At 67.3% G+C, this 14,500-nt stretch carries 14 protein-coding genes; 9 read left to right on the top strand and 5 right to left on the bottom strand.

Annotation, left to right across the window (positions count from 1 at the left end; all coding sequences use genetic code 11):
- Positions 1–3: 3 nt before the first annotated feature.
- The 3 genes from IB258_RS03355 to IB258_RS03345 all read left to right on the top strand — a co-directional run bounded on the left by IB258_RS03355 (position 4) and on the right by IB258_RS03345 (position 1,781).
- Entirely contained in the window at positions 4–204 is a 201-nt protein-coding gene (locus IB258_RS03355) for a hypothetical protein (protein ID WP_192352249.1), read from the top strand.
- A gap of 46 nt (positions 205–250) precedes the next feature.
- Positions 251–589: a YqjD family protein gene (locus IB258_RS03350; protein ID WP_054454286.1), complete on the top strand. Its 339-nt coding sequence runs from the start codon at positions 251–253 to the stop codon at positions 587–589.
- 82 nt (positions 590–671) lie between these two features.
- Positions 672–1,781: a DUF748 domain-containing protein gene (locus tag IB258_RS03345; RefSeq protein ID WP_125472080.1), complete on the top strand. Its 1,110-nt coding sequence runs from the start codon at positions 672–674 to the stop codon at positions 1,779–1,781.
- On the opposite strand, the gene IB258_RS03340 is transcribed toward IB258_RS03345, so the two are convergent.
- Genes IB258_RS03340 through IB258_RS03330 form a run of 3 tightly spaced genes read right to left on the bottom strand, consistent with a single transcriptional unit; the run spans position 1,771 to position 4,756 of the window.
- Positions 1,771–2,802 (bottom strand): lysylphosphatidylglycerol synthase domain-containing protein, encoded by a 1,032-nt coding sequence (locus IB258_RS03340; protein ID WP_054454290.1) that lies wholly within the window; start codon positions 2,800–2,802, stop codon positions 1,771–1,773. The two genes, IB258_RS03345 and IB258_RS03340, sit on opposite strands and share 11 nt — an antisense overlap.
- Entirely contained in the window at positions 2,799–3,992 is a 1,194-nt protein-coding gene (gene clsB, locus IB258_RS03335; RefSeq protein WP_119449204.1) for a cardiolipin synthase ClsB, read from the bottom strand. Before clsB ends, IB258_RS03340 begins: the two co-directional genes overlap by 4 nt.
- Positions 3,989–4,756 carry an endonuclease/exonuclease/phosphatase family protein gene (locus tag IB258_RS03330; RefSeq protein ID WP_054454294.1) on the bottom strand — a complete coding sequence of 256 codons (768 nt, stop codon included), beginning with the start codon at positions 4,754–4,756 and terminating at the stop codon, positions 3,989–3,991. The genes clsB and IB258_RS03330 overlap by 4 nt, the downstream gene beginning before the upstream one ends.
- 185 nt (positions 4,757–4,941) lie before the next feature.
- Between IB258_RS03330 and IB258_RS03325 the strand changes: the two genes are divergently transcribed.
- Positions 4,942–6,579, top strand: a complete 1,638-nt coding sequence (locus IB258_RS03325; RefSeq protein ID WP_192352146.1) for an ABC transporter ATP-binding protein — start codon at positions 4,942–4,944, stop codon at positions 6,577–6,579.
- A gap of 11 nt (positions 6,580–6,590) precedes the next feature.
- On the opposite strand, the gene IB258_RS03320 is transcribed toward IB258_RS03325, so the two are convergent.
- Positions 6,591–7,304, bottom strand: a complete 714-nt coding sequence (locus IB258_RS03320; protein ID WP_119449206.1) for an MgtC/SapB family protein — start codon at positions 7,302–7,304, stop codon at positions 6,591–6,593.
- Positions 7,305–7,484: 180 nt separating this feature from the next.
- Positions 7,485–7,847 carry a hypothetical protein gene (locus IB258_RS03315; RefSeq protein ID WP_054454299.1) on the bottom strand — a complete coding sequence of 121 codons (363 nt, stop codon included), beginning with the start codon at positions 7,845–7,847 and terminating at the stop codon, positions 7,485–7,487.
- A 737-nt stretch (positions 7,848–8,584) separates the two neighbouring features.
- Between IB258_RS03315 and IB258_RS03310 the strand changes: the two genes are divergently transcribed.
- From IB258_RS03310 to IB258_RS03290, 5 genes are all read left to right on the top strand, one after another.
- Complete coding sequence (locus IB258_RS03310) at positions 8,585–10,162, top strand: TerC family protein (protein ID WP_192352145.1); 1,578 nt, start codon at positions 8,585–8,587, stop codon at positions 10,160–10,162.
- A 256-nt stretch (positions 10,163–10,418) separates the two neighbouring features.
- Positions 10,419–11,246 carry a hypothetical protein gene (locus IB258_RS03305; protein ID WP_225590249.1) on the top strand — a complete coding sequence of 276 codons (828 nt, stop codon included), beginning with the start codon at positions 10,419–10,421 and terminating at the stop codon, positions 11,244–11,246.
- Between the two features lie 37 nt (positions 11,247–11,283).
- On the top strand, positions 11,284–12,249 hold the full coding sequence (locus IB258_RS03300) for a transporter (RefSeq protein ID WP_119449209.1): 966 nt from the start codon (positions 11,284–11,286) through the stop codon (positions 12,247–12,249).
- 80 nt (positions 12,250–12,329) lie between these two features.
- Positions 12,330–13,493 carry a formylglycine-generating enzyme family protein gene (locus tag IB258_RS03295; protein WP_054454307.1) on the top strand — a complete coding sequence of 388 codons (1,164 nt, stop codon included), beginning with the start codon at positions 12,330–12,332 and terminating at the stop codon, positions 13,491–13,493.
- A 28-nt stretch (positions 13,494–13,521) separates the two neighbouring features.
- Positions 13,522–14,493: a MoxR family ATPase gene (locus IB258_RS03290; protein WP_054454308.1), complete on the top strand. Its 972-nt coding sequence runs from the start codon at positions 13,522–13,524 to the stop codon at positions 14,491–14,493.
- Positions 14,494–14,500: the final 7 nt, after the last annotated feature.

Genomic DNA, 14,500 nt, shown 5'->3' with positions numbered 1-14,500 from the left:
GCCATGACCAAGTCCAAACCTTCCGGGCCCGCCCGGCCCGCGGACCCCAAGCAACCGGGTCCGCAGCAGCATCCCGCCGAACAGTCCAACCCCGACCCTGGCGGGCATGAGACCGACCGGCACGGCCGTTGGCCGCCCGACAGCCTGCCCAACCCCATGCCGGGACTGGATCCCCAGCAGACGCCGGGAATCGACAGGCTTTGACGGACCGCGGCCTTCCGCGGCACAGTTTTTTTCACGAGGAGCACGTATGAACAAGCACCATGGATTGCGGGACATGTTTCAACCGGCCGACAACGCCACGCGCACGATGCGCGAGCTGATCTCCGGCACCGAGGCGCTCTTGCGCAGCACGGCTAGCTACGGCGGATCCGAGATCGAATCGGCGCGCGACAGCCTCAAGCACCAACTGGAGGCTGCCCGCGAACACGCCAAGGGCTGGGAACGGGCGGCCTGGGACCGCGCCAGGCATGCCTCCCATGCCGCCGACGAGTACGTCCACGAAAACGCCTGGAAGAGCCTGGCGGGCGCGGCGCTGATCGGCGTGCTGGCGGGCGTGTGCCTCATGTCCGACCATAAACGCCGCTGAGCGCCTAATCCTTTTTGCCCATTGATGGGGCGGGGCGTTTCCAGGACCATGCTCGGATTGCGCCGCAACACCGGAATCCACGATGAACCTCGACCCAGCCGCGCCACGCCGCAGATCGCTATGGGGGAAAGCCTTCGCGGTCGTAACCCTGATCGCGGCCGTGGCCGTCGTGCTGGCGTTCGCCGCCCTGCGCATCGCCGAGCAGCGCATCGCCAACATGCTGGGGCCGCGCGGCGAGGTGGGACAGGTGGACATCGGCTACCGGCAGGTGATCCTGAAGGACGTGACGATATCGGGCGGCACGGGGCAGGCCGGCGCCCGCGCGCGGCACGTGATCCTGGAGCCGGAGTGGTCTGCCTTTCTGCGGCACGAGACCGTCTTCAAGACCGTCATCATCGAAGGCTTCGACTTCACCGTGGTGCGCAGGGCGAATGGCGACATGGACATCGCGCCCGCCTTGCAGTCTTCCTTGCGGGCCGGCGCAGGCAATGACGGCCAATCCCGGCGCAATACTCCGATCCGCATCGCGCAACTGATCCTGCGCGACGGCCGGCTGGATTTCGAGGACGCGGCGGTCTCCCGGCCCGCGCATCGGATCCCGTTTTCTGGCGTCCAGGCGAGCCTGCGTCCGCTGACCCTCCCCGGCGACGGCGCGCGCAGCGAGATGGAATTCTCCGGCAATGTCGAAGGCAACCGCAACGGCGCGGCCACGGTACGGGCGCAAGGTTGGCTGGTGCTGGGCAGCACGGATGCCGACATCAAGGTGGCGGTGCGCAACATGGACATCCAGCATGCCGCGCCGTACCTTGCGGACAACGGCGCCACGTCCTTGGCTGCGGGCGCCATGGACCTGGACATGCGTACCGCCATCGCCAAGCGGCAACTGCAGGCCACGGGTACCGTGGCCCTGCGCGGCTTGCGCTTTGGCGGCAACGGCGACCTGTTTTCCTTGCCGCGCAAGGCGGTGCTGGCGGCGCTGAAGGACCAAAGCGGCACGCTGCGCTTCGACTTTGCCCTGGCGGGCGACCTGGACAATCCCAAGTTTTCCGTCACGCGCGGCTTTGCCGCCCAGGTGGCTCAGGGCTTCAGCCATGCGATCGGGGTGGGCGCCGAGGGCGCGGCCGAAGGCGTCACCGGCGCGGTGAAGGAATTGGGCAATGCCTTGTCGGACCTGCTCACGCCTAAACCTTGAACGACTGGCCCGTGTTGTTGCCGCGGCCGCCGTCCGCGGCGGGCTGAGCGTGGCCCCCCGCGTGCGCGCGCCGGCGCCTGAGCTTCACCTCCATCACGCCAAAGGCTGCCAGCGCCAGGAACAAAGGCGCGAACGCATATAGCGCGCGGTAGGCCAATACCGCGCCCAGCACCTCGGGGGCCGGGATTCCTGGCGCGAGCGTGGCCACGAAGATGGCTTCTGTCGTGCCCAGCCCGCCCGGCACGCGGATGATCAAGGCCGCGAAGCTGGCGCACAGCAGGATGCCGAGCACCGCGGGATAACTGGCCTTGCCCTGCAGCAGCAGGTGGATGATGGCGCCCATGATCACCCACGACAATGCCGCAACCGCGCTCTGCGCCGCCGCCATGCCGGCGCGGGGCAACACGGCGTGCTGTCCCATCAAGGTCCAGGACCGCCGCGTGGCCCGCGCACATACCGCCACGTAGCCGGCCGCCAGCAACAACAGCGCCGCACCCAGCACGCGTAGCAGATTCGAACCGATGGCCCAGCCCTGCGGCACGGGCACGGCGCCCGCGACGAACAGCGCGCCAGCAACCCACGCGTAACCTACCCAGTTGGAGACCGCGGAAAACAGGGCCACCCGGGTCGCCACCGACTTGCGGCAGCCCAGCCGGGCGTACAGCCTGAGGCGCGCGCCCAGGCCTCCGAGCAGGACGCCCAGGCTCAGGTTCAGGGCGTAGCTCATCATGGCCACCCCCAGGGCCTTGGCCCAGGGCAGGGTATGGCGGGTGTAGCGCTTGCCCAGCAGGTCCAGGGCGCCATACGCCAGGTAGCCCGCCACGACCAGCGCGGCGGCGATGGCTATCGTCCCCGGCGGTATCCTGCGCATGGCGACCCAGACCTGGGCCCAGTCGATCGAACGGCCAAAGTAGTACAGCAGCGCCGCCACCAACGCCAATACGATCACAGGCAAGGCACGCTTGACTCGCGGCCAGCGGTGGCGCCAGGCGCGCGTCAGCGTGGAGCGGAACACTCTCATGCCGACTCCTCTTGCGCCGCGATGGGCAGCGACTTCAGGCGGGGCTTGTGCGCGGGCAGGCTGCCGGCCCAGGCGGGAAAGCGCCGCAGGAAATGGAATACCACCACGCCGATCCACAGCCGCCGCAAGCGCCGCCTGGATCCCTCGGGCAGCTCGATGCGCCGGCAATCCTGTTCGATGAGCCGGTCCAGGCTGCGGCGCAGCGCGGCGTTCAAACCGGCGTCGCGCGCCACCACGTTGGCCTCCAGGTTCAGCGCCAGGCTGAGCGGGTCCAGGTTGCTGGATCCGATGGTGCTCCAGTCGCGGTCCACGCAGGCCACCTTGCCGTGCAGCGGACGCTTGCAGTACTCATAGATCTCGACGCCTGCATCGATCAGATAGTCATACAGCATGGACGCCGCCAGCCGCGCGACCAGCACGTCGGGTTCGCCTTGCAGCAGCAACCGTACGCGCACGCCGCGGCGAGCGGCGTTGGCCAGATCGTGCAGCAACTGATAACCAGGGAAAAAGTAGGCGTTGGCGATCAGCACGTCTTCGCGCGCGGCGCGCACGCCTGCACGGTAATAACGTTCGATGTCCGTCTGGTGCTCGATGTTGTCGCGCACCACCAGACGGCCGCCGCCGTCGCCCTCCGGCATGGGATCCAGACGCGCCGGCCGCCGCCGCTTGCGGGTCCACGCATCCACCGCGAGCGCCTCGCGCGCGTAGTCCGCGATGTCCGCGGCCAGCGGTCCCTCCACCAGCACCGCATAGTCCTGCTTGGCTTGCGGCCCGTAGTCCGGCAGGTGGTCAGCGGAAAAATTGATGCCGCCGACAAAGGCCATCTGGCGATCCACCGCCACGATCTTGCGGTGCATGCGCCTGAACACATTGGTGCGCACGCCGAGAAAGCGCGGGCGGGGATCGAATACGTGGACGCGGATGCCGCTTTCGGTCATGGCGCCGACGAAGGCGCCGTCCAGCTCGTCCGAGCCATAGCCGTCCACCGTCAGGTCCACGCTGACGCCGCGGCGGGCCGCGGCGATCAGGGCGCGCTGGAATTCCTGCCCCACGGCGTCGTCGAACAGGATGAAGGTTTCCACCAGCACTTCGCCGCGCGCCGCGGCGATCGCATCGAGCACGGCCGGAAAGTAGCCCGTGCCATTCTCCAGCAGGGTATAGCGGTTGTTCTCGCGCCAGCGCAGGTTCATAGCGAGATCTCCGCGCAGATCGGCACATGGTCGGACAGGCGCGACCAGACCCGCGAGGCCAGCGGCACTGGTTGCCAATCCCGGACGTTGCGCACGTAGATGCGGTCCAGCCGCAACAGGGGCCAGCGCGCCGGAAACGTGCGGGCGGGGCGGCCCAGGCGCGACGTGAAGACCTCGCGTGTGCCGCAATCCCGCATCAGCGCGTCGGCGCGCAGGCGCCAGTCGTTGAAGTCGCCCGCGATCAGCAGCGGTTCGCCAGCGGGCACGCCTTGCGCCACCAGCTCGCACAGGCGACGCAGCTGCTTGCCCCGGTGGCCTTCCAGCAGGCCCAGGTGCACGCATATGGCATGGACGGGCATGTCCAGCGAGGGCACCCGCAGCACACAGTGCAATAGTCCGCGGCCTTCGTGTCCATGCACCGTCACGTCATGGTTCTCGTGCTGTTCAATGGGATACCTCGACAGCAGCGCATTGCCATGATGTCCCGCCGGGTAGACCGCGTTGCGGCCGTAGGCAAAATCCGTCCACAGCGAGTCAGCCAGGAATTCGTACTGGGACAAGGCGGGCCAGCCCTGGTGCCTTTCCGCGTGCCCCTGGTGTTCTCCCAGCACTTCCTGCAGGAAAACGATGTCGGGGCTCGCCATCCTCAGCGCCTCGCGCAGTTCGTGCAGCATGAAGCGGCGGTTGAAGCTGGTGAAGCCCTTGTGCGTGTTCACGGTCAACACGGTCAGCGTGGTGGCATCGATGTAGCGGGAGGAGGGCATGGATGCTCCGGATGGGTCGATCCGCACAGCGGAGCAATCCGCGTTCCCAAAACGTAAAGAGGCGTAACCGCCGGGGTGGCGCAAGGCTTGTTGCGTCACAAACCGAATGAGCAAATGCGAAATGCGCAGTTCTCATCCGTGCAGGCCAGGCCTACGATCCGAAGCTTCTTCCTGGTGGACGACCCATGACTGAACTGCTGCGCATCCAGAACCTGACCGTGGACCTGCCGCCCGGCGCCGACCGGCCGCATGCGCTGCAGGACTTGTCGCTGAACATCAGCGCGGGCGAAATCGTCTGTGTGGTGGGTGAAAGCGGCTCCGGCAAATCGCTGACGGCCGGCGCGGTCCTGGGGCTGCTGCCCCAGGACGTGCGCGCCAGCGCCGGCCAGGTGCTGTGGGAAGGGCAGGATCTGCTGCGGCTGGCGCCCGAGGCCTTGCGCCGGCTGCGCGGCCAGCGCATCGGCATGATCTTCCAGGAACCGATGACGGCGCTCAATCCGCTGCGGACCATCGGCGACCAGATCGCGGAAGTGTTCCGTACCCATACCCGCCTGGGACGCGCCGAGATCCGGCGCCGCACGCTGGACCTGCTGGAGTCCGTGCGGCTGCCGGACCCGCAACGGGCGCTGGGCGCGTATCCGCATGAATTGTCAGGCGGCCAGCGCCAACGCGCCATGATCGCCATGGCGCTGGCCCTGGAACCCGCCTTGCTGATCGCCGATGAACCGACCACCGCGCTGGACGTCACCACGCAGGCGCAGATCCTGCATCTGATCCACGACCTGCAGCGCCGCAAGGGCACGGCCGTGCTGTTCATTACGCACGACTTCGGCGTGGTCGCCGAGATTGCCGACCGCGTCGCGGTGATGCAGCGCGGCGTGCTGGTGGAAAGCGGCGCGGCGCGGCAGGTGCTGGAGCATCCGCGGCATCCCTACACGCGCGCCTTGATCGCAGCGGTGCCGCCGCTGGCGCCGGCCGCGGTCCGGCCGGAACTGCGGGGCGATGCGCCCATCATCCTGAGCGCGCAAGCCGTCTCCAAGACCTACCGCAAGCGCGGCTGGTTCGGCCGCCCGGGGCGCGAAACGCGGGCGCTGGACGACGTGACGCTGGCACTGAAGGAGGGCGGCACGCTGGGCATCGTGGGCGAAAGCGGGTCGGGCAAATCCACGCTGGCGCGCGCCTTGCTGGGCCTGGCGCCGCCGGACGCAGGCCGCATCACGCTGGCCGGCGCGCCCCTGGCGCTCCATGGCGGCGCAGCACGGCGCGAGCATGCGCGGCGGGTGCAGATGGTGTTCCAGGATCCCTATGGTTCATTGAATCCGCGCCAGCGCGTCGGCGAAATCGTGGCGCGCGGCCCGATTGTGCACGGCACGCCCAGGCGGGAAGCGCTGGCGCGCGCACAGGAGCTGTTTGAACTAGTGGGCTTGTCGCCGGACGCCGTGCGGCGCTATCCGCATGAGTTCTCGGGCGGGCAGCGTCAGCGCATCGGACTGGCGCGCGCGCTGGCCATGCGGCCGCGCGTGCTGATTGCGGACGAGCCCGTATCGGCGCTGGACGTGTCGGTGCAGGCGCAGGTGCTGGCGCTGCTGGCGCGGCTGCGCGAGCAATTGGGCCTGTCCGTCCTCTTCATCACGCACGATCTGCGCGTGGCCGCGCAGGTCTGCGACGATATCGCGGTGATGCAGAATGGACGGGTGGTGGAAGCGGGGGCCTGCGCCCAGGTCTTCGGCCAGCCCGCGCATCCCTACACGCAGGCGCTGCTTGCCGCCGTGCCGGGTCGGCGCTGGGATCCAGCCTCGGCGGCGTTGCGTCAGGCGGCCTGAGCCGCTCAACGCTATACCGTGCGGGCGGCCCAGAAGGCGGTGCGCACGGCGGGCGAGGCCGCGATGCTGGCGGTCACGCGGTCCAGGTCCAGCTCGTCGACCGAGGCTTCGCTCAATGCCGCTTCGATTTCGACTTCGTTCTCGCCGAACTGGTCTATCTTCAGTTCGGACAGGGGCAGCTGTTCGGTTTCGAGCACGTCCTCCAGCACTGTCATGGCCGCCTGCCGCTGTTCCACGTTCGCAATTACATGTATCACGGTCGTGACTTCCGTGGTCTGCGAGTCGACCGGCTGGCGGTTGACGTAGCTGACGACCGGGCGCAGCAAGGTGTTCGCCGCCAGCACGAAGGCGGTAGCGGCGACCGCTTCCAGGATCAACGATGCCCCCGCGCAGGCGCCGATGGCGGCGGAGCCCCACAGCGTGGCGGCGGTGTTCAGGCCGCGGATGCTGCCGCCTTCGCGCATGATGGCGCCGGCGCCCAGGAACCCCACGCCCGAGACCACGTAGGAAATGACGCGCGAGCCGCCATCGGCGCCGCCCACGCGAAACGCCAGGTCCACGAAGATGGCGGCGCCCACCGCCACCAGCACATTGGTGCGCAGGCCGGCCGTGCGCTGGCGGAACTGGCGCTCAAAGCCCACCACGGAGCCCAGCACGAACGCGGTCAACAGGCTGACCAGGGTATTGGCCAGCGTGATGAATTGGATGTTTTCGAAGTTCTTCATTTTCTTCTCTCTTCTTCTACAGCATGTTATGGATGGCCGCGGACGGGCTCAGGGCAGGCGCCAGACCGACGCCAGGACCAGCAGCAGTCCGGTCAGCCAGATCAGCGCCAGCAGAACGACGCGCGCAATCATCAGGGTTTTGTACGGATCTTTCATGACAGCCTCCCGGCCGCGTTGGCGTCAGGCGGGCAGCACGGCGATGGCCGCGCCGGACTCGCATTCCCAGTGCACCCGGCGCACGTCCGGGCTCTGGCCCAGCCGCAAGGCGACCGCGCCCAGCAGGTTGCGCAGATGCGGCGGGCATTGCAGCGTGACGACGGTGGACGCCAACTGACCCGATTCGGCGCGCGAGATCCGCACCGCCTGCACGCGCAGGTCCAGGTCGCGCAGTTCGTAATAGAGCTGCTTGCGCAGCGCGTTGAGCGTGTCGCCCAGGCTCACGATGGTGAATTGGTAAGTGGAAGAGGCCGTCTTGGGCGCTGCCGCCATGGGCGCGGCCGCGCCGGTCCGGTCCGGGAAGGGCAGGAATTGCTTGATACGCATGATCGTCTCCTTAGCGGGGAGTACGGTGGAAGGTCCACATGCATGCGCCGCGTGGCCGATGCGCAGGCGCGCGCAACAAGGCGCAACGCATCGCGTCGGCAAGCAGTAGGGGAGAGGGCTGGCGGTCCCGCGTCGGGGACCGAAGAGCCGGGTCCTGGCTTTCAGGCAGGACCGGCGCGGACTATTTCCGCGGATCCTGCGTCAAGCGGCGCTTGCAGTCGTGTTCCGACTACATCCGTCGTTGTCCACATTGATCTCTGGTGAGTTGAAGGTGCCCGCAGTATATCGTCGACCTAGGGTAAACACCAGTAAAAATGCCGCAAAGAAGCGAGTCCGCAGCATGGCATTGCCTGGGGATCCTCGGATGCGGGAGAGACCGGATTCATGTAGTATTCAGTTTCCCGTAAGAAAGAGAGCAAGGCGGGCGCTCTATCCGTTTGCTGCCCCGGCAGCCTGAGCCGTCCGCCATCTATGACTGAAGACCCACCCTCTAGCAGGGCGCCGCAAGCAAGCCGGCGCCCGGTGCCCCATCTTCCCGCCACGGCCCGGGCGCGCAGCCCGCAAGCCGATTCCATGTTCGCCGCCGCGGCCACGCCGCGCCTGGGCGGCCGCGCTCCGCCGGCCGTCCCTGGGGCCGTTCGCGCCCGCACTGAGTCTCGTGTCCGCATCCGCGGCGCATTCCCCTTGATCCTGTCCGGCGCCGCGCGGCGCACGGTCCCGATTTGCATGGAATCTCGATGATTTTCGATTGGATGTCCGACCCCACCGCCTGGCTGGGCCTGGCGACCCTGGTCGTGCTTGAAATTGTGCTGGGTATCGACAACCTGGTGTTCATCGCCATCCTGGCCGACAAGCTGCCGCCCGAACAGCGCAACCGCGCGCGGCTGATCGGCCTGACGCTGGCGATGGTGATGCGCCTGGGCCTGTTGGCGAGCATCGCATGGGTGGTCACGCTGACCGAACCCATGTTCACGCTGCTGGGCGCTGAGATCTCCGGACGCGACCTGATCCTGATACTGGGCGGCCTGTTCCTGCTCTTCAAGGGCACCATGGAGCTGCATGAACGCGTGGAAGGCAGCGCCAGCCACGAGCAAGGCCAGAAGCCGCAGCATGCCGTGTTCTGGCAGGTGATCCTGCAGATCGTGGTGCTGGATGCGGTGTTCTCGCTGGACTCGGTGATTACCGCCGTGGGCATGGTGCAGGACCTCAGCATCATGATGATCGCGGTGATCGTGGCCATGGCCGTGATGATGCTGGCCAGCCGCCCGCTGATGGCTTTCGTGGGCCGCCACCCGACCGTGGTGATCCTGTGCCTGGGCCTCTTGCTGATGATCGGCTTCAGCCTGGTGGCCGAAGGCCTGGGCTTCCACGTGCCCAAGGGCTATCTGTATGCCGCGATCGGCTTCTCGATCCTGATCGAGCTGTGCAATCAGCTGGCGCGCCGCAATCGCGTCAAAGGCACGCACGCCCTGGGCCGCCGCCAACGCACCGCGCAGGCTGTGTTGCGCCTGCTGCGCGCCGGCCGCGCCGGGCAGTCCGCCGGCCAGGCCGACGAAGTGGCCGCGCTGGTCGACGGCGCGGACGGCGAACCCGCCTTCGCGCCCGAGGAAAGCACCATGATCGAGCGCGTGCTGTCGATCGGCGGGCGGGACGTGCGTTCCATTATGGTGGCGCGCGGCGACATGGTCTGGCTGGACGTGGCCGATACGCCGGAGATCATCGTGCGCAAGTTCGGCAGCGGCCACTCGCGCCTGCCGCTGTGCGCCGGCGATCCGTCCAATGTGCTGGGCGTGCTGCACTTCAAGGACCTGCTGCCGCTGCTGCAGAACCCTGGCCCGATCGACCTGGTCGAGTTGGCGCGTGAACCGCGCTATGTGATGGAAACCATGCCGGTGCTCAAGGTGCTGGACGAGCTGCGCGGTTCGCGCGAGCACATGCTGATCGTGGTCGACGAGCACGGCGTGTGCGAGGGCCTGATCACGCCCATGGACGTGCTGACCGCCGTTGCGGGCGACCTGCCCGAGCATCAGGAAGACCAGCCCGAAGCCTTGCAGCTGGCGGACGGAACCTGGCTGCTGGAAGGCCGCCTGGCGGTCGCGGAAGCCGCGCGCCTGCTGGACGCGCCGGACCTGGCCGAGGAGTATCCGGACGCGACGCTGGCGGGCTGCCTGTTGCGCGCCGGCGGGCGGATCCCTGACACCGGGGACGCGATCGAGTGGCGCGATTGGCGCTTCGAGGTCACCCGGCGCGACGGCCTGCGCATCGACCAGGTGCGCGCCAGCCTGATGCGCGCGGAGGCGCCGCAAGCCGGCTGACATCGCCGGGCCGGCGCCTGCACCACGATGGGGATGCCTGAGGGCATCCCCATTTTTTTGTCTGCATATCGCGCACTAACCTTTCTTCGCCCTGAAAGCAATAGGACGCCTCCTATGGCCAGTATTGGTGAAAGTAAAACTCTGTGCGAAGATTGCGACAGATTTCACGACTTTGGATCTCGGCACGGCTTGCCGAAATCAGCATTTCCGTACGGCGCGTCTTTGCATTTTGTTATCTCTTTCCGGGGTACATCGCATGGGCAGTACGCAGTCTGCATTCAAGGAAATCGGTGGAAGAGGAATCGCGGCGTGGCTGATGGTGGCTGCGCCGCTATGCTTTGCGCAGCTTGCGCAGGCCCAGTCGCAGTCGGCGGATGACGCCAACAAAAGCAACAACCCGCTGAACCTGGCGGCGTCGTTGAATTTCCAGAATTACTACACGCCGAAGTTGTTCGGCAGCAACGCCCATACCAACGATTTCCTGATCCGGCCGACCATCCCTGTCGCACCCGGCGAGCTTGTCGGCGTGCCGCAGATATTCCGCATCACGGCGCCCGTCAGTACGCGCCCCGAGGCCGACGGCAGCTACAAGAAGGGCCTGGGCGACATCAATGTGTTCGACATCTTCTTGTTGCAGCAGGGCGCGGTGGACCTGGGCGTAGGGCCGATGCTGACCATGCCCAGCGCAACCGGCAGCGAGCTGGGGGCGGGCAAATGGTCCGCCGGGCTGGCCGGCGTGGCGGTGCACGCCAGCAAGGAAGGGCTGCTGGGCGCGCTGGTGCAGTGGCAGCATTCCTTCGCCGGCCAGGCCGCGCGCGACACGGTCCACACCGCCACCTTCCAGCCGTTCCTGATACGCAACCTGCCGCAAGGCTGGTACTTGAGGTCCACCGCAACCTGGACCTTCGACCTGCAGAAGAACGACTACTACATTCCCGTGGGGCTGGGCGCGGGCAAGGCCTGGCGCGTCGGCAAGAACATCTTCAACGTGTTCGCGGAACCGCAATGGACGGTTGCGCACAAGGGGGAGGGCGTGCCTCAGTTCACCCTGTTCGCCGGCTTGAACATCACCTTCGGGAATTGATCCCGTCAGCATTTTTCTGGTCTTTCGGAGTGTAGGGATGCGGAGCGCGATTGCGGCAGTTGCAGGGTTGTTGGCGGTTCTGGCCGGATTGGTCCTGCCGTCTGCCGCCTGGGCCACTGAAGGGGCGCTGGGCCGCCAGATCACCGGCACCAACGTGCAGCCCAACGCCGGCATCGTGTCTCCCGAGCCTATCTGGGCCGTCAACCTGTCGCAGATCTACCTGGACGGCACCGTGGGCGGCAGCCGCGAAGTGCCGGTAGGAGGCCGTACCTCGCTGGGCCTGGACGCGAAAGTCGCGTTCACCCTGGCCACGGTCCTCAAGACCTGGGACACCGGGCCGGGGCGCTGGAACTTCGCGTCCAGCTTCACCTTGCCCTACGTCTGGACCAAGGTGAATTCCACCGTGACGGGACCAGGCGGGCGCAGCATAGACCAAAGCGATACCGCCTCGAACCTGTTCGACCTGTACTTCTCGCCCATCATCGCGGGCTATCACTTTTCCGAAACCTCGCACATGGCGCTCAGCCTGAACATCTGGGCGCCCACCGGCAAGTACAACGCCGACGACATGGCCAACCCCAGCCTGAACAACTGGACCTTCATTCCTCAGGTGGCCTACACCAAGATATTTCCGGAATCCGGTTTTCAACTGGACACCGTGGCCGGCGTCCAGTTCTACACCCGCAACAACGCCACGGACTATCGCAACGCGCCGCTGTTCAGCATGGACGTGATGGGCCGCAAGATCTTCAGCAACGGGGTGAGTGCGGGCCTGATCCTGGGCACCATCCAGCAACTGGGCAGCGATTCGGGACCGACGGCCGACCGGCTCAACGGCTTCAAGGGGCGCGACTGGGCGCTGGGCCCGATCCTGACCTATGACACGAAGCTGGCGGACAAGCGCTCCTTGTCCCTCAGCCTGCGCTGGGTACCCACGATCAGCAGCACGAAGCGTCTGGACAGCAACGATACGGTCATGGCGACCGCGACGCTGGTGTTCTGAACGTCAGCACGATTTCAAGGGGCTGCCAGCCCCGGGCGCGGCACCGCCACGCCTGAACCATCAGCTTTCGGGTGATTGAAATGGCAAAGCAGACAACAGGAAAGACACGCTACGCCAGCGCATTGCTGCTGGCCGGCGTGGTGCTGGGCGCGGGCGCCAGCACCGCCTATGTGGTCATGGGCAAGGACGGGCCGCCCGAAGCGGTGAAGGTGGTGCTGGGCGACGGCAAGAGCGGCCCGGCGGGCATGGCCTGGGTACCCGGGCGCGAGTTCCTGATGGGCAGCAGCCACAAACTGGCCCAGCCCAATGAAATGCCGGCGCACAAGGTATCCGTCAGCGGCTTCTGGATGGACGTGAACGACGTGACCAACGCGCAGTTCCGCCGCTTCGTCGAGGCCACCGGCTACGTCACGACGGCCGAGCAGAAGCCGCGGTGGGAAGACTTGAAGGTGCAGTTGCCGCCTGGCACGCCGCGCCCGGACGACAGCCTGCTGGTGCCCGGCGCCATGGTGTTCGTCGGCACCGAGAGCGAGGTCTCGCTGCGCGACTATTCGCGCTGGTGGCGCTATGTGCCCGGCGCGAACTGGCGCCATCCGCAAGGACCGGGCAGCTCCATCGCCGGCAAGGACGACCACCCGGTGGTGCAGGTGTCGTACCAGGACGCCATGGCCTATGCCAAATGGGCGGGCAAGCGCCTGCCGACGGAATCCGAATGGGAAATGGCCGCGCGCGGCGGGCTGGAGCAGGCCACCTATGCCTGGGGCGAGGAGCTGCTGCCGCAGGGCAAGGCCATGGCCAATATCTGGGACACGCAGCAACAGCAGCCGTTTCCGGTGGTGAAGGATGAAAAGGTACAGGTCGGCACCATGCCGGTGGGCAGCTTCTCGCCCAATGGCTATGGGCTGTACGACATGGCCGGCAACGTCTGGCAATGGACCGCCGACTGGTACCGCGCCGACGCCTTCAAGATCCAGGCGCAGTACCGCCAGCCGCCCGCGGATCCGGCGGGGCCGGCCGACAGCTACGACCCCGACGACGGCATCGTGCCGCCGGCCGCGCCCAAGCGCGTGACGCGCGGCGGCTCGTTCCTGTGCAGCGACACCTATTGCATCAGCTACCGCACCAGCGCCCGGCGCGGCACGGATCCGATGAACGGCATGTCGCACCTGGGATTCCGCACCGTCATGACGCCCGCGCAATGGAAACTGGCCCAGACCGCCAGGAACGGCATCGCCAGCCGCTAGCCGGCATCACGCAGGAGAGGAAATGCCGATGAGCAAGCGCGACAGCATTCTGGAACTGGAGCGCGCCATGGCGCGCGCGGTGCTGGGGCAGGCCGCCGTCATCCGCGAGGTGCTGCTGGGCCTGTTGGCCGACGGCCACCTGCTGCTGGAAAGCCTGCCGGGGCTGGCCAAGACGCGCACCGTCAAGACGCTGGCGCAGCATCTGGCCGCGGCAATGAGCCGCATCCAGTTCACGCCCGACCTGCTGCCTTCGGACATCACGGGCGCAGAGGTGCTGCAGCAGGACGCGCAGGGCGCCAGCCGCATCCAGTTCCAGCAGGGGCCGCTGTTCGGCAACCTGATCCTGGCCGACGAGATCAACCGCGCGCCCGCCAAGGTGCAGGCCGCGCTGCTGGAAGCCATGGAGGAACGCCAGATCACCGTGGCTGGCACGACCCACCGCATGCCGCAGCTGTTCATGGTGCTGGCCACCCAGAACCCGATAGAGCAGGAGGGCACCTATCCCTTGCCCGAAGCGCAGATGGACCGCTTCATCATGAAGATCGTGCTGGACTACCCCGACCCCGCCAGCGAAAGGCAGATGCTGGCCATGCTGCGCGGCGAGTCGCGCCAGGACGCGGAACCCGCCGGCGCGCCGCTGAGCCAGGAGGACCTGTTCGCCTGCCGCGCCGAGGTCGACCGGGTGCACGTGTCCGAAGCGCTGGACCAGTACCTGGTGGACCTGGTCAACGCCACCCGCCACCCGGGCGGGCATGACGCCGACCTGGCGCGCTGGATCCAGGTCGGCGCCAGCCCGCGCGGCGCGATCGCGTTGGACAAGGTGGCGCGCGCCCACGCCTGGCTGGCGGGGCAGGACTATGTCTCGCCCGATGATGTGCGCAGCGTGGCCCGGCCGGTGCTGCGGCATCGCCTGCACCTGTCGTATGACGCGGTCGCCGACGGCGTCTCGGCGGACCAGGTGATAGACAAGCTGCTGGACACGGTCGCCGTGCCGGTCTGAGCCCGCC

It is taken from the genome of Achromobacter sp. ACM02, assembly GCF_014851605.1.
Lineage (GTDB): Bacteria > Pseudomonadota > Gammaproteobacteria > Burkholderiales > Burkholderiaceae_B > Achromobacter > Achromobacter aegrifaciens.
The sequence above is the reverse complement of the archived record's forward strand: the minus strand, read 5'-3'. Positions and strand labels throughout refer to the sequence as shown.

Excerpts from the sequence above, each read along its gene's own strand:
- IB258_RS03355 (WP_192352249.1), top strand. The coding sequence starts at position 4 with ATGACCAAGTCCAAACCTTCCGGGCCCGCCCGGCCCGCGGACCCCAAG.
- IB258_RS03350 (WP_054454286.1), top strand. The coding sequence starts at position 251 with ATGAACAAGCACCATGGATTGCGGGACATGTTTCAACCGGCCGACAAC.
- IB258_RS03345 (WP_125472080.1), top strand. The coding sequence starts at position 672 with ATGAACCTCGACCCAGCCGCGCCACGCCGCAGATCGCTATGGGGGAAA.
- IB258_RS03340 (WP_054454290.1), bottom strand. The coding sequence starts at position 2,802 with ATGAGAGTGTTCCGCTCCACGCTGACGCGCGCCTGGCGCCACCGCTGG.
- clsB (WP_119449204.1), bottom strand. The coding sequence starts at position 3,992 with ATGAACCTGCGCTGGCGCGAGAACAACCGCTATACCCTGCTGGAGAAT.
- IB258_RS03330 (WP_054454294.1), bottom strand. The coding sequence starts at position 4,756 with ATGCCCTCCTCCCGCTACATCGATGCCACCACGCTGACCGTGTTGACC.
- IB258_RS03325 (WP_192352146.1), top strand. The coding sequence starts at position 4,942 with ATGACTGAACTGCTGCGCATCCAGAACCTGACCGTGGACCTGCCGCCC.
- IB258_RS03320 (WP_119449206.1), bottom strand. The coding sequence starts at position 7,304 with ATGAAGAACTTCGAAAACATCCAATTCATCACGCTGGCCAATACCCTG.
- IB258_RS03315 (WP_054454299.1), bottom strand. The coding sequence starts at position 7,847 with ATGCGTATCAAGCAATTCCTGCCCTTCCCGGACCGGACCGGCGCGGCC.
- IB258_RS03310 (WP_192352145.1), top strand. The coding sequence starts at position 8,585 with ATGATTTTCGATTGGATGTCCGACCCCACCGCCTGGCTGGGCCTGGCG.
- IB258_RS03305 (WP_225590249.1), top strand. The coding sequence starts at position 10,419 with ATGGGCAGTACGCAGTCTGCATTCAAGGAAATCGGTGGAAGAGGAATC.
- IB258_RS03300 (WP_119449209.1), top strand. The coding sequence starts at position 11,284 with ATGCGGAGCGCGATTGCGGCAGTTGCAGGGTTGTTGGCGGTTCTGGCC.
- IB258_RS03295 (WP_054454307.1), top strand. The coding sequence starts at position 12,330 with ATGGCAAAGCAGACAACAGGAAAGACACGCTACGCCAGCGCATTGCTG.
- IB258_RS03290 (WP_054454308.1), top strand. The coding sequence starts at position 13,522 with ATGAGCAAGCGCGACAGCATTCTGGAACTGGAGCGCGCCATGGCGCGC.